Below are 13679 nucleotides of genomic sequence, written 5' to 3'. Positions count from 1 at the left end.
GGGCAACACCTCGATGCCGCCGGGCAGTTGGACCGTCAGGCGAAGCTTGACCGAAGCCTGGTTGAGGTCCGGTTGAGGACCGGCCGAGGTCCGGCCGGTCGCCGAGGAAACGCGGCCGGCCGGTCGGCCGGCCGGACCATGTCCGTGGCTAGGCCCGCCCCTTCAACATCCCCTGGAAGTAGAGCTGCGGCAGGCCGTAGCGCTTGAGGAACCACATGTCGGTGCGTTCCCGGGTGGTGTCGAGGAAGGGGAACGACGGGGCGGGGCGCAGGTCGTAGTCGAACTCGGCCAGCAGCATCTTGTGCCGGGCGGTGACCAGGGGGCAGGAGGTGTAGCCGTCGTAGCGGGCGGTGGCGGGGCGGCCGCGGAGCCCGGCGAGGAGGTTGGCGACGAGCACCGGGGCCTGCTTGCGGATCGCGGCGCCCGTCTTGGACGTGGGGAGGTGGGCCACGTCCCCCAGGGCGAACACCTCGGGGAAATCGGGGTTTTGGAGGGTGTGCGGGTCCGTCTTGACGTACCCGTGGGGGGAGCCCGGGTCGGCCAACGGGCCGTCGGCGAGCCACTGCGGTGCGCGCTGCGGCGGTACCGCGTGCAGCAGGTCGTAGTGGACGGTCTCGGTGCGGCCGGTGGCGTGGTCGGTGAGGACGGCCGCGCGTTCCGGGCCGTCCAGCCGGGTCAGTTCGGTCTGTAGGCGCACCTCGATGCCGTAGCGGCGGGCGGTCCCCTCCAGGGCCCGGGCGAAGACCGGCACCTTGAAGAGGGAGGGTTCCGGGAGGACGAGTACGGTGCGGATGGCGCCCAGGACACCGCGTTTACGCCAGTAGTCCGCCGCCAGGTACGCGATCTTCTGCGGCGCGCCACCGCACTTGACCGGCCCGGACGGCATGGTGAACACCGCCGTACCGCGCCGCATCCGACGGATCAGCTCCCAGGTGTACGGGGCGAGGTCGGCCCGGTAGTTGCTGCTCACCCCGTTGTGGCCGACGGCCGACGCCAGCCCCGGCACGCCGTCCCAGTCGAGCCGCAGACCGGGTGCCAGGACCAGCCGCCCGTAGGAGAACACCCGGCCGGTGGCGGTGGTGACCGTACGGGCCACCGGGTCGACGGCGGTGGCGCGCTCCCGCAGCCAGCGCACACCGGGCGGGATGACCTCCGCCTCGGGGCGCAGCGCGGCCCGCAGCGGCGCCTGGCCGCCGCCGACCAGGGTCCACAGCGGCTGGTACCAGTGCGTATCGGCGGGTTCCAGCAGCGCGATGTCGCGGAGGCCGGCGCGGCGTAACCGGGCGGCGACGGTGATGCCCGCGGTGCCGCCGCCGACGATCAGGATCTGGTGGTGGACGGGGGCGGTGGCGGGCGCGGGGTCCCCGTCGGCTGCGGGCCGGGTCATGCGTGTCTCCTGACTGCTGGTGGTCACTGGGGGTTGTTGGGGATCACTGGGGATCACTGGGGATTGCTGGGGATTACTGGGAATTGCGGGTGGCTAGTGGGTGGCTCATGGGGGTTGGGGATGCGGGGTGAACCGGGGGCGTGGGGTGTTCGGGGGCTTCGGCTCGGCTTCGGCTCGTCGTCGGCTTCGGCTTGGGCTCGGGGGTGGGTTCGGTGGGGCGTGGGCGGTGGGGCGTCGCGGCGTTCGGGCGGTGGCTTCACAGGCCGGGCAGCGTGGTGGCCGCCATCGCCAGCGCCAGGACGGCGACGAGGGCGGCGAAGGAGGTGGTGAGGGTCTGCGGGCGCAGGCGGCCGGCGAGCCGGTTGCCGAGGTGGCTGCCGGCCGCGGCGCAGGCCGCGAGGGTGGCAAGCAGGGGCCAGTCCAGGGAACCGGTACCGGCCCGGGTCGCCAGTGCCACACCGGAGTTGATCAGGATCACCAGCAGCGAGGTGCCGACGGCGACCGGCATCTCCAGGCCGAGGACGAGAGTGAGGGCCGGCACGACGACGAAACCGCCACCCACCCCGAAGAAGCCGGTGAGCAGCCCTACGGAGGAGGCGGTCACGATGGTGCGGAGCGGACGGGGGCCGGGGCGGGGGCTGTGGGGACGGTGGGGGCGGGGACCGTGGGACTGGTGGGGCCGGTGGGGGCCCGCGGAGGTGCGGGATTCGGGCGACCCGGTGGGCGGCCTGGTGGGCGACCCGGTCGGCGCCCCGGTGGGCTTCCCTAAGGACCGGCACACCACCTTCCGTAAGCGCACCGCCCGCACTCGAAGTATCGATTCCTCTGCCCTGCCCCCCGCCCTGTCCTTGGTGCCGTCCTCCGCCCCGTCCTCCGTATCGGCCCGCTCGCTCCCCCGGGTGCCGCGCAACACCATCCCCGCCGCCACCACGAGCATCAGCACCGAGAACGCCGCCATCAGGACCCCCGGGTCCAGGGCCGCGCTCCAGCGGGAGCCGGCGAAGCTACCGGCCGTCCCCAGCGCCCCGAACGTCGCCCCGGAGGCCCAGCGGACCCGGCCGGCCCGGGCGTGGCAGAGCAGCCCGCTGACCGCGCCGACCGCGACCACCACCAGGGCGCCCGCGGTCGCCTCGTGCGGTGACTGGCCCATCAGATAGACCAGGGCCGGCACCGCCAGCACCGAACCGCCACCGCCGAGCGCACCCAGCAGCAGACCGATCAGCAACCCGCAGGGCAGTGCCGCCGCGACTATGAGGACGGACATGGCGGCCCGTTAGACGGACGGCGCCGCGGCGCGCGGAGCCAGGGCGACCGCCCGGCTGGCATCGGACCACTCGGCGACGAACGCGAAGCGGTCGCCACGGACCACCGTCTCGCGCCATTCCACCGGCCGGTCCCCGGCCCGCCCGATCCGTTCGATGGCGAACGCCGCCTCGCGGTCGGCCAGTCCGAGCAGCCACGCCTGCCGGATGTCCGGCAGGAACGGAGCGATCCGCTCCCGACCACCGGTGACCTTCACCCCGCAGCGCCGGGACAGCTCGCCGTAGAGCGAGGTGTGCCCGAAGTCGGCCTCCAGCAGGGGCTCGGCGAGGTCGGCCGGTAGGTACGCGGTGTCGTGGGCGAGCGGTTCACCGTCCGCGAGCCGCAGCCGCTCCAGGACGACCAGGGGCGCGTCCAACACCAGCCCCAGGTGGCCGGCGACCGTCGCGTCCGCGGTCCGCTCCAGCCGCAGCACCTCGCTGCGCTGCTCCACGCCCTGGGCCTCCAGGTCACGGAAGAGGCTGTAGAGGGAGCCGAGCGGCTGCTGTATGCGGCGGGTGTCCAGGCGGCTGGCGCGGCCGCGTTCGGCGATCACCAGGCCGTCGGCGCGCAGTTTGCGCAGCGCCTCCCGGACGGTGTGCCGGCTGACCTCGTACTCGCCCGTCAGCCGGTGCTCGGCCGGGAACTCCTCGGTGAACGCGCCGACTTCCATCCGGCGGCGCAGATCGTCCAACAGCTGCGCCCACAGGGGCAGCGGGGAACCGCGGTCCAACGGGCTCGGTCCGTACGCGTCGCCGTCGCCGTCGCCGTCGCCGCTGCCGTCGTCGCCGTGCGGGGCCGTCCGGCCGGGTGGGGTCATCCGGCCGTGCGCGCCCGGTGGTTCGGGCTGGGGCGGCGTCATCTCGGTCCTCTCGTCCGTCGTCCGGCCTGCCTGTGGCTGCCGTCCGTCCTTCGGCCGGCCTGTCTTCGGCCGTCGTCCGGCCTGCGTTCAGCTGCCGTCCGGCCTGCCTTCGGTCTGCCTTCGGCCTGCCTTCGGTCTGCCTTCGGCCTGCGGGGAGGGGGCTCGGCTTGTCCCTCGCCAACCGGGTACCTAATGTACGTACATCCGTGCATCCGCACAACGGAGCGGTATACACGGTGCATTCAGCCGTCCACGCTCCCAGCCCGAGCGAGCCGACCGCCGCGCACGGGCGCCGCGCACCCCTGGAGGCCCGACCGTGCACTTCGCGCAGTACTACCTCGACTGCCTGTCCCAGGCGTCGTACCTGATCGGCGATCAGAACACCGGGCGCGCCGTCCTCGTCGACCCGCGCCGCGACATCGACGAGTACCTGGCCGACGCCGAAGCGGCCGGCCTGCGCATCGAACTCGTCATCGAGACGCACATTCACGCCGACTTCCTCTCCGGGCACCTGGAGGCGGCCCGGGCGACCGGCGCCGAGATCGCCTTCGGCGCGGCCGCCGAAACCGGCTTCCCCATACGGCGGTTACGCGACGGCGAACGCATCTGCCTGGGCACCACCGAGCCCGGAACAGCGCCCGGAACAGCGCCAGGCCCGACGCCAGGGGCGACATCAGGTGCGGAGGCAGGCCCGGAGGCAGGATCGGAATCAGGCCCGGAATCAGGTGCGGAATCCGGGGTCACCCTCACCGTCCTCGCCACCCCCGGCCACACTCTGGAATCCATCTGCCTGGTCATCCGGGAGAACCCCGACGACGACGTGCCGTTCGGCGTCCTGACCGGCGACACCCTCTTCGTCGGCGACGTCGGCCGTCCCGACCTGCTCTCCGCCGCCGGACACTCCCCACAGGACATGGCGGCACGCCTCTACCGCTCCCTGCACACCAAACTGCTGCCCCTCCCGGACGCGACCCGGATCTTTCCCGCACACGGCGCCGGCTCGGCCTGCGGCCGCAGCATCTCCACCGAGACCAGCTCCACCCTCGGCGACCAGCGCCGCCTCAACTACGCGCTCCAGCCCATGACGCCGGACGCCTTCGTCCAGCTGGTCACCGCCGAACAGCCCGCCACCCCGGGCTACTTCGCACACGACGCGGCCCTCAACCGCGACGGCCACCCCCTACGGGACTCCGCACCGCCGGCCCCGCTCACCCTGGACGAGGCGCTCACCGCCCGCGACCAGCACGGCGCCGCCCTGCTCGACTGCCGCCCGGCCACCGACTACGCCCGCGCCCACCTCGCCGGGTCCCTGCACGCCGGCCTGGACACCCGGTTCGCGGAGTACGCCGGCAGCGTGATGGCCCCCGGCACCCCGATCGTCCTCCTCGCCGCCCCCGGCACGGAGCACGAGGCCCGCCTCCGCCTCGCCCGCATCGGCTACGACCGGGTCCTCGGCCACCTGCCCGACCCGGCCGGCGTCCTGACGGGCGCCCCGGAACTCACCCGCCGCAGCAACCGCCTGCCCCTGTCCGACCTGCTCGAACGGCTGCCCCTGGACCCGGTGGCCGGCGCCCAGCTGATCGACGTCCGCAACCCGGCCGAGTACGCGGCGGGCGCCCTGCCCGGCGCCCGCAACATCCCGCTGGCCGCACTCCTCGACCGGCTCGACGAACTGGACCCGGCCCGCCCGGTCGTCCTCTACTGCCGCAGCGGCAACCGCTCGATGATCGCGGCGGCACTCCTGGAAGCCCAGGGCTTCGCCGACGTGAGCGACGTCTCGGGCGGCTACCCGGCCCCCGCCACCGCCTGACCCAGGGGGAGGGCCCTGGCCCTCCCCCTCCTCCCCTCCTCCCCTTCTCTTCGTCTTCCTTTTCCTCTGTCCCGTCCGGTGACCGTTACCGACGCCTCAGTGCCACCACCAGCACCACCAGCACCGCCGCCGCCACCAGCACCGCCCCCACCAGGCACCCCACCGCCGGCAGCGCCAGTGACGGCAGCACCCCGCCACCGGCCGTACTCACGGGACCATCGGGCCCCACAGACCCCATGGCACCCACGGGACTTCCCGAACCTCCCGAACCCCCGGGCCCCGACGTGGCGCCCGCACCCGCGCCCGTAAGGGTCAACCCCAACCCCGCCGTAACGGTCAGGACGGACTTGGTGACGCCCGAAGCCTCCCCCGCGCGTTCCCGGCGGACCACGGCCTGGGTCCCTGTAAGAGCCAGCCCGCCCGCCACCCCCAGCGCCGCCGCGGCGCCCGTCGAGGCCACCAACAGCGCGAACGCCCCCGTAACGGCCCCGGCCGCCCACAGTGCGCCCCCGGCGCCGGCCAGGCACAGCGCCATCACGGGCATGGCCGCCCCCGGACGGACCCGCCCGGCCACCGGACCCCCGACGGCCAACGCGGCGGCCGGGCCGAGGAACGCCACCCCCGCCTCCAACACCGCCCACCCGTGCCCCTGTTGGAGCGTCATGGGGATCACGTACAGCAGCGCCACGGTCGCCGCGTTGGCGACCGCCCCGGCCGCGGTCAGCGTCACGTAGGGCAGGTTGCGGAAGAGGGTGAGGTCCACCAGCGGCGCCGGCGCGCGCCGTTCGGCCCGTACGAACAGTGCGCCCAGCAGCAACGCACCCGCCGCCCAGCCCCAGACGGCGACGTGTTCCAGCCACCGTGCCAGGCACACCAGGGCGCCGGTCGCGGTCACCGCACCGGCCACGTCCAGGGGGAGCTCCGCGGCGGCCGCGTCCCGGGACTCGGCCGCCCGGCGAGCACACCACACCGCGGCCGCGGCCAGCGGCACCGTCATCCAGAACACGGCCCGCCAGGAAGCCGATTGGGCCAGGACGCCACCGAGGAACGGGCCGCATACGGTGGCCAGCCCGGCCAGGCCCAACGCCCGCCCGGTCGCCCGCCGCCCGTGGCCCGGCGGACAGGCGTTGGTGAGCAGCGCCAGCCCCGCGGGCATGATCAGCGCGCCGCCCGCGCCCTGCGCCACCCGCGCCGCCACCAGGAAAGACAGCGACGGAGCCACCGCACACAGAGCAGCGCTCACCCCGAAGAGCACCGCTCCGAGGGCCACCATCCGCCGCCGCCCGTAGAGGTCGGCCAGCCGCCCGGCCACCGGCATCAGCGCCCCGGCGGCGACCAGATAGCCACTGACCACCCACGGCGCCGCGGCCGGGGAACCGTGCAGATCGGCCCGGACGACGGGCAGCACCGGATTGAGCGCGAAGGAATCCAACTGGACGCAGAACGCCCCGACGGCCAGCGCAGCCTGCGCCCAACGGCCCTCGGGGGAAAGCCCGTTCATCGGAGATACGGACATGGCGCCGACAACCCACCTCTCAACTCGAACACCAAACGGAAACCACGCAAGGGAAGGAAGGGAGAAGAGGAGGGATGAAGTGCACCGGACCGGGGCAGGAAGAGGCAGGAACGTGCCGCGCTACCGTGCGGGTGCGAGAAGGGGCCGGCGCCGACCCCGTGGAGCCGTACGGTTCCCGTGGGGCCGTACAGCGGACGTTCAGCGATCGTTGATCGCAAATCTCCATGCTGATGCGCATGTTGCGCCGTGTGATCTCAGAGCATGCAGATGACGCCCGGGAAGTGCAAGAGCCCGATGCGTCGCAGATCGCCCTCACCTGGAGCGGGGAGCCGGGCCGTCTGGAGGAGCTGACGCACGGCATGCTCCTGGATCAGGCCGAACGGGCGGCGGCCGCACTGACCCGCTTCGGGGTGCGCGCCGGCGACCGGGTCGCGGTGCACCTGCCGCTGGTGCCCGAGTCGGTGATCGCCACGCTCGCCTGTGGTCGACTGGACGCGATACGCACCACATTGCCGGTCTCGCTGACCGTACCCGAACTGGCCGCGCGCATCCGGGAGTCGGGGATCCGGGTGCTGATCACGGCGGACGCGGCGTTCTGGGACGGGTCCGTGCGGCCGGTGAAGCCGCTGCTGGACCACGCGCTGGCGCGGAGCGCCGCCACGGACGCGAGCAGCCTGCCGCGCACCGTCCTGGTGGTGAACCGCTGCTCCCGCCCGGTCTCCTGGAAGCCCGGCCGCGACCAGTGGTGGCACGAGGCCCTCGCCACCGACTGACCTACAGGCATCCCGCACCTACCGGAGCTCCTGCATACCGGAGCTCCTGCATACCGGAGCTCCTGCATACCGGAGCTCCCGCATACCGGGGTTCCTGCCTACCAGAGCTCCCGCCTACGGGAGCGAGCCCTCACCTACGCGGGCACCCACCTACGGGGAGACCCATCTGCGGGGGCACCCACCTATGGGGCGCCCCTATACGGCGAGCGCCGCCCGACCACGCGCGCTGCCCCGCCCCGACCACGAGCACTGTCTCGCCCTCCCCGCCGTCACACCCGGCAAGGGCACCGCCCCCGCCGTAACGCACCGACGCACCCCACCCACGCACCGCACCCGGCGCACCTCACCCGGTCCACCGCACTAGGCGCACCGCACCGGGGACACCGCACCGGGGACACCGCAACGCCGAGCCGCACCACGCCCAGGCACCGCACCGGGCACACCGCGACCCAGCCCGCACCCGCCCAGGCGTCGCACCGGGCCCCGGCCAGCGCCCACCCCGCGCCCGCCCCCACACATCACGCCGCGCATCACGCCGCGCATCACCCCGGGCCCCACACCTCGGGCCCCACACCCCGATGCGCCACACAGCGGGCCGTACGTCGCATGCGCTCCTAGCGTGGGTCTTCCCGACCCCATACGGAAGCCCGGTAGCCATGCCGAATCGCAAAGCCCGTGGCCATCACCCCCACCCCCACCCCCTCCCCGGTTCTGAGCGTGGCCGGTCGCTTGGGCGAGGGTGTGCCGAGCACGGGCCGCCCACCCGCCCGCAGGTCGCGCACCGACCCCATCCGATACCCACCCACGAGAAGGGCACCCGGAGCACTTAGGGCCCGGTCCTCAAACTCCCGCCCGCTGGCCCCGCTCCCACGGCCAACGCTCGGCGGCGCCCCGGCACGCACTCTCACCACACGGGACGACGGGACGACGCCGCCATCCTCAGGGCGGACGGCGGGACCCGGACGGCAGGATCCGGAGCGCCGGGGCGAGGTGTCCCGCCCGTACCCTGAAGGGGTGAGCACCCCGTCCCAGCCCCAGCCCCAGCCGCAACCGCAGCCCCAGTCTCAACCCGAGCCCGAGCCGACCGCCCGGGGCAGCCGGGGCACCCGAGCCGGTGACCCGAGCCCGGCGCCCGAAGCCGCCACCGCGGGCGCGTCCGAGACCCTCGCCCCGGCCGGCTCGGAGGGGGCCGCTCCCGCCCTGGCCGAGGCCCCCGCACCCCGGGGCGCCCACAAGCCCGCCGCTGCCGCGCGGCCGGCGCCGAGGAACGCCGCGGCCTTGATCTTCGACGATCCGCTGAGCCAGCAGTCCTCGGACGACACCGACCGCGGCTGGGGTGAGCGGCCCACCACCAGGGACGGCGCCGCCGACCTCGCCCGTTTCCTCGACGAAAAGCCGCCCCACCACCTCTGAGCGAGGCGAGGGGGCGGCTCAGTCCGTCCGTAGCGCTCGCTACTACTGCGTCTTCTGCGCGACGATGGCCGCCGCGGCCGCCCCCGGAGCGGCGGAGGTGCCGTTGCGCTGGGCGATCAGGGCGTCGCGGATCTCGGTGAGCAGTTCGATCTCGGTCGGGGCCGCCGGAGCGTCGTCGACCGGCTTCTTCGCGTCCTGGCGGGCCTTCCACCGGCTCATCGGCAGGATCATGAGGAAGTAGACGACGCCCGCGGTGATCAGGAACGTCAGCGCCGCGCTGAGCACCGAGCCCCACAGGACGTAGATGCCGTCGACGTACAGACCGGTCTTCTTGTCCACCGAGCACGTGGTGAGGCAGGACTGGTAGTTGTCGAGGTTCTGCGAGCCGAAGGCACCGACGACCGGGTTGATAACGCCCTTGACCACCGCGTTGACGATGCTCGTGAACGCCGCACCGACGACGACCGCCACCGCGAGTTCGATGACGTTGCCGCGCATCAGGAAATCCTTGAATCCCTGGAGGACGCTCTTGTTCGCGCTCACCTGACAGCCTCTTTCCACGCTTGCTTTGGACGGTGCACCGACAATCAGCACCGCAACTTACGGCAGGGCGGGGCGGAGGTGTCCAATCGCGCAACACGAACCAGCGATCGACCAGAGCGCCAGTGCGGGTATCGGTATCCGTACGGGTGCGGATCCGGGGGACCGGGCTGTGCCGAGGGCGGCTCGTATGGGGAGGCCGGGCGGCCGTGCGGGAGCCGGGAGCCACCGGGGGGTGGCGGATCCGGCTGCTCGGCAGGGCCCTGGCGGCGGCGATTGGTGCGGCGGTGCCGATAGCGGCATCGGTATCGGTGGTGCGGGCGCGCCGTAGCGAACGGCGCGCGGCAGGTGCCCCGCCACTCGCAGAAGTCTCGCGTGCCCGGGCGGGAGACGCCACTCGATCTTGGCGCCGGGTCGGCATCGTCACCGCCCCCCGGAGGTCGCCGCGGCGGAGCAGGTGGCGGGCGCGGAAGCGGTGCGCACCGGGCCGTGCGACAGGCCGGTGGCCAGTGCTGCGGCGGTCGTTGCCAGGACGACGGCGAGCAGCCGCCGGTGGGCCGCCCCGCGCCATCGGCCGTGGCGGCCGCTCGCGCGGACGGGGGCGAAGTGCGGCACTTCACACCGTGGGGGAGCGGGCAGGGTGGGGGTCGGGGAGGGGCAGGGCATGGTGATCACCGCCTATGGTGCGGAAGCGGGACCGGCGTTCGGTCCCGGCGATCACCACCGTGCCGCAATGCGCCGCGGCCCGCTCCGGCCTGTGGACGGGCCCCGCGGTTGTGGACAACTCCGTCACCCGCCAGGGGTGTTCGGCAGTCGCCCGCCCCGGCCCCGCGGAAGCTGGCGCCCCCGCGCCTACGGCAGTTCGATCCCCAGGTCCCACCCCTGGTGCGCGTCCGTGCACAGGCAGGCGCGCTCGGCGTTGGTGGGCAGTGCGGCGACGGTGTCGAAGAGGACCTCGCGGAGCCGGCTGATGTTCTCGCCGAAGACCTTGAGGACCTCCTCGTGGGAGACGCCCTCGCCGGTCTCGGTGCCCGCGTCCAGGTCGGTGACCAGGGTCAGCGAGGTGTAGCAGAGGCTCAGCTCGCGGGCCAGGACGGCCTCGGGGTGGCCGGTCATGCCGACCACCGACCAGCCCTGCGCGGCGTGCCAGCGCGACTCGGCGCGGGTGGAGAAGCGCGGGCCCTCTATCACCACGAGGGTGCCGCCGTCGACCGGCTCCCAGTCCCGGCCGCGGGCGGCGCTCAGGGCGGCCCGGCGGCCGGTGGGGCAGTACGGGTCGGCGAAGGTGAGGTGGACGACGTTGGGGACGCCCCCGTCCGGGAGCGGTTCGCCGTCGAAGTACGTCTGGACGCGGGTCTTGGTGCGGTCCACGAGCTGATCGGGGACGAGCAGCGTGCCCGGGCCGTATTCGGGGCGCAGTCCGCCGACCGCGCACGGGCCGAGGACCTGGCGCACGCCGAGGGAGCGCAGTGCCCAGAGGTTGGCGCGGTAGTTGATGCGGTGCGGCGGGAGGTGGTGGCCGCGGCCGTGCCGGGGCAGGAACGCGACCGAACGGCCGGCGATCTCACCGAGGAACAAGGAGTCGCTGGGGCGCCCGTAGGGCGTGTCCACAGTGATCTCGGTCACGTCGTCCAGGAAGGAGTAGAACCCCGACCCGCCGATAACGCCAATCTCCGCGTCAGCCATGCGGTCACACTATCGGGGCGTGGCAGCGGCCCGCTGGTGGGCCGGTGGAACGGTGGCGCGAACGACCCGGGGCGACAGGACGAGGCAACAGGACGAGGCGTCAGGGCTGGGCGTCAGGGCGGGCTCGACGCGCGTCCCGCCCCGCCCCTGCCGATGGTGCCGCCCGCCCGGCGTCCCGGAACGTCGCGCACCCCGGGGGGAACGCAGCGAGCCCCGCCGTCCCCTGGTGGGGAGGGCGGGGCCCGGAAGTCCGGTTGCCGGCGTCGTCGCGCGTGCCGGGCTGCTGCCGCAGGTCAGGCGGCCGAGCCGGTGCTCGCCGAGGCCGTCGACTTGCTGCCCGAGGACGACGAGGACGAAGACGACGCGGAGGAAGACGAAGACGGAGAAGGCGACGACGTCGAGGGGGTGGAGCCGCTCGACGAGGAGCCGCTCGACGGCGTGGAGCTGCTGGCGGGGCTGCTGCTGGACGACGAGCCGCGGCTGTCGTTGCGGTAGAAGCCGGAGCCCTTGAAGACGATGCCGACCGCCGAGAACACCTTCTTGAGGCGTCCGTTGCAGCTGGGGCACTCGGTGAGCGCGTCGTCGGTGAACTTCTGCACGGCCTCAAGGCCCTCGCCGCACGCGGTGCACTGGTACTGGTAGGTCGGCACTTGACTTCCTCCTGGCACTCTCACTCATTGAGTGCTAACGACGCTCCATCTTGCAGTATTCCTGCGCGTCAGTCCACCGTGAACGTCCTACGGTGACCGACTCCACGCCGGGTCCCGGCCCCCGCTTCACGCCCGCTCAGGCGGCGCTCAGCTCGCGTTCCCGCTCGTCGGCGGCGGTGTCGGTGGCGGTGCCGGCGGCACCCGCCGCACCGGTGACGACCTTCGACGACCGGGGCACCAGATGGGCCCGCAGGGTCAGCAGGACCACCAGGGCCAGCGCCGTACCGGCCAGCGGCACCAGGAATCCGGAGCTCGGGCCGAAGCGGTCGGCCAGCTGGCCGGCGGAGGTGGCCGCCACCGCCTGGCCGAGGGCGACCGCGCCGGTCAGCCAGGTGAACGCCTCGGTCCGGGCGGTGGCCGGGACCAGCGACTCGACGAGGGTGTAGCCGGTGATCAGCGCGGGGGCGATGCACAGGCCGACGACCAGGCCGAGGGCGCCCAGCAGCGGTATCGCGGTCACCGCCCACAGCGGGGTGGTGGCCAGTGCCAGCAGCCCGTAGGCGACCAGCAGGCGGCGGCTCGGGCCGACCTTCCAGGCGATCGTGCCGCAGGCGATGCCGGCGAGCATGTTGCCGCCCGCGAAGATGCCGTAGAGGACGCCGTTGATGCCGGGCTGGCCGATGTGCTCGGTGAGCGCGGTCAGCGAGACCTGCATGCCGCCGAAGACCGAGCCGATGCCGAGGAACGCCACGATCAGGACGCGCACGCCGGGGAGGGACAGGGCCGAGACGCGCGGGCTGTCGTCGGACTGCCCCCGGTGGACGGGCGGTTGGGTGCGCCGCTGCGAGGCGAACAGCAGACCGCCGGCCAGCGACAGCACGGCCTCGGCGATCAGGCCGGCGGCCGGGTGGACGCCGGTGCACAGCGCGGTCGCCAGCACCGGGCCGACGACGAAGGTGAACTCGTCGGTCACCGACTCGAAGGCGGCGGCGGTGGGCATCAGCGGGCTGCCGCCCAGCTTCGCCGCCCAGCGGGCCCGCACCATCGGGCCGACCTGCGGCGTCGAGGCGCCCGTGGGGACGGCGACCGCGAGCAGCGCCCATAGGGGAGCGTGCGCGAGGGCGAGGACGATCAGGGCGGAGACGCCGGCGACGTGCACCAGGACGCCGGGGATCAGGACGGCGCGCTGGCCGAAGCGGTCGGCGAGCTTGCCGCCCTGCGGGGCGAACAGCGCCATCGAGACACCGGTGGCGGCGGAGACCGCGCCGGCGGTGCCGTAGGAGCCGGTGGTGGACTGGACGAGCAGAACGATGCCGATGGTCAGCATTGCGAACGGCTGCCGGGCCAGGAAGCCGGGCAACAGGAAGGTCCACGCACCGGGCGTGCGCAAAAGTTGTCCGTAACCGGGACGGGAGTCCTTGACCGCGGATGCCACGGCCGGGCCTTTCTGCCGCCTGGTAGCGCTACCCCGCGAGATCGTCACAGGTACGCGCCGAGAGCTGTCCTCTCGCGCAGGACCGAGTGATACCGCATGGTCCGCACCGAAAGGGGTGGCTGCGTGTGGCAGGGGACCGCGGCCGCCGAGCGGTCGCGCCAGCTCTGCGTCAGGCAGAGTTGGTTCGTGATCCGTACAAATTTCCTACTTGATTGTACAGGCTGAAGGCAAAGAAGCCCTGGGATTAACCAGGGCTTCTTGCAGATTTCCTTGGGATCCGTGGAGAGATGGCGCACATTCGGCGCCCG

Annotated in this window: 12 protein-coding genes; 3 read left to right on the top strand and 9 right to left on the bottom strand. The window is 73.3% G+C overall.

All coding sequences use genetic code 11. The annotated features are described in order from the left end of the window. Window positions 1–148: 148 nt before the first annotated feature. The 3 genes from ACFVT2_RS27970 to ACFVT2_RS27960 all read right to left on the bottom strand — a co-directional run bounded on the left by ACFVT2_RS27970 (window position 149) and on the right by ACFVT2_RS27960 (window position 3548). Window positions 149–1387: an FAD/NAD(P)-binding oxidoreductase gene (locus tag ACFVT2_RS27970; protein ID WP_390022284.1), complete on the bottom strand. Its 1239-nt coding sequence runs from the start codon at window positions 1385–1387 to the stop codon at window positions 149–151. A gap of 256 nt (window positions 1388–1643) precedes the next feature. Continuing rightward, a complete protein-coding gene (locus tag ACFVT2_RS27965) occupies window positions 1644–2651 on the bottom strand; it encodes a sulfite exporter TauE/SafE family protein (RefSeq protein WP_390022283.1) in 1008 nt (335 codons plus the stop codon). A gap of 9 nt (window positions 2652–2660) precedes the next feature. Continuing rightward, window positions 2661–3548, bottom strand: coding sequence for a GntR family transcriptional regulator (locus ACFVT2_RS27960; RefSeq protein ID WP_390022281.1), 888 nt, complete (start codon window positions 3546–3548; stop codon window positions 2661–2663). A 316-nt stretch (window positions 3549–3864) separates the two neighbouring features. On the opposite strand from ACFVT2_RS27960, the gene ACFVT2_RS27955 reads away from it, so the two are divergent. After that, complete coding sequence (locus ACFVT2_RS27955; RefSeq protein ID WP_390022280.1) at window positions 3865–5358, top strand: rhodanese-like domain-containing protein; 1494 nt, start codon at window positions 3865–3867, stop codon at window positions 5356–5358. Window positions 5359–5443: 85 nt separating this feature from the next. Here the strand turns inward: ACFVT2_RS27955 and ACFVT2_RS27950 are convergent, their stop codons facing one another. Continuing rightward, window positions 5444–6874 (bottom strand): MFS transporter, encoded by a 1431-nt coding sequence (locus tag ACFVT2_RS27950; protein WP_390022279.1) that lies wholly within the window; start codon window positions 6872–6874, stop codon window positions 5444–5446. A 281-nt stretch (window positions 6875–7155) separates the two neighbouring features. Here ACFVT2_RS27950 and ACFVT2_RS27945 point away from each other — a divergent pair, with 281 nt between their 5' ends. Both ACFVT2_RS27945 and ACFVT2_RS27940 read left to right on the top strand, forming a co-directional pair. Next, window positions 7156–7647, top strand: coding sequence for an AMP-binding protein (locus ACFVT2_RS27945; RefSeq protein WP_390022277.1), 492 nt, complete (start codon window positions 7156–7158; stop codon window positions 7645–7647). A gap of 1014 nt (window positions 7648–8661) precedes the next feature. Continuing rightward, window positions 8662–9060 (top strand): hypothetical protein, encoded by a 399-nt coding sequence (locus ACFVT2_RS27940; RefSeq protein WP_390022275.1) that lies wholly within the window; start codon window positions 8662–8664, stop codon window positions 9058–9060. A gap of 42 nt (window positions 9061–9102) precedes the next feature. Here ACFVT2_RS27940 and mscL read toward each other — a convergent pair whose 3' ends face one another. From mscL to ACFVT2_RS27915, 5 genes are all read right to left on the bottom strand, one after another. Continuing rightward, window positions 9103–9603, bottom strand: coding sequence for a large conductance mechanosensitive channel protein MscL (gene mscL / locus ACFVT2_RS27935; protein WP_390022274.1), 501 nt, complete (start codon window positions 9601–9603; stop codon window positions 9103–9105). Between the two features lie 420 nt (window positions 9604–10023). Further along, a complete protein-coding gene (locus ACFVT2_RS27930; protein WP_390022273.1) occupies window positions 10024–10215 on the bottom strand; it encodes a hypothetical protein in 192 nt (63 codons plus the stop codon). 237 nt (window positions 10216–10452) lie between these two features. After that, the gene (locus ACFVT2_RS27925) at window positions 10453–11286 is read right to left on the bottom strand and encodes an S-methyl-5'-thioadenosine phosphorylase (protein ID WP_390022271.1); all 834 of its coding nucleotides are present in this window, start codon (window positions 11284–11286) and stop codon (window positions 10453–10455) included. Window positions 11287–11579: 293 nt separating this feature from the next. Then, window positions 11580–11936, bottom strand: a complete 357-nt coding sequence (locus ACFVT2_RS27920; RefSeq protein ID WP_390022270.1) for an FmdB family zinc ribbon protein — start codon at window positions 11934–11936, stop codon at window positions 11580–11582. A gap of 136 nt (window positions 11937–12072) precedes the next feature. After that, window positions 12073–13371 carry an MFS transporter gene (locus ACFVT2_RS27915; protein WP_390022269.1) on the bottom strand — a complete coding sequence of 433 codons (1299 nt, stop codon included), beginning with the start codon at window positions 13369–13371 and terminating at the stop codon, window positions 12073–12075. Window positions 13372–13679 lie beyond the last annotated feature (308 nt).

This window comes from Streptomyces sp. NPDC058000 (assembly GCF_042886435.1).
Classification (GTDB): Bacteria; Actinomycetota; Actinomycetes; order Streptomycetales; family Streptomycetaceae; genus Streptomyces.
This window is presented reverse-complemented; position numbering and strand designations above follow the sequence as displayed.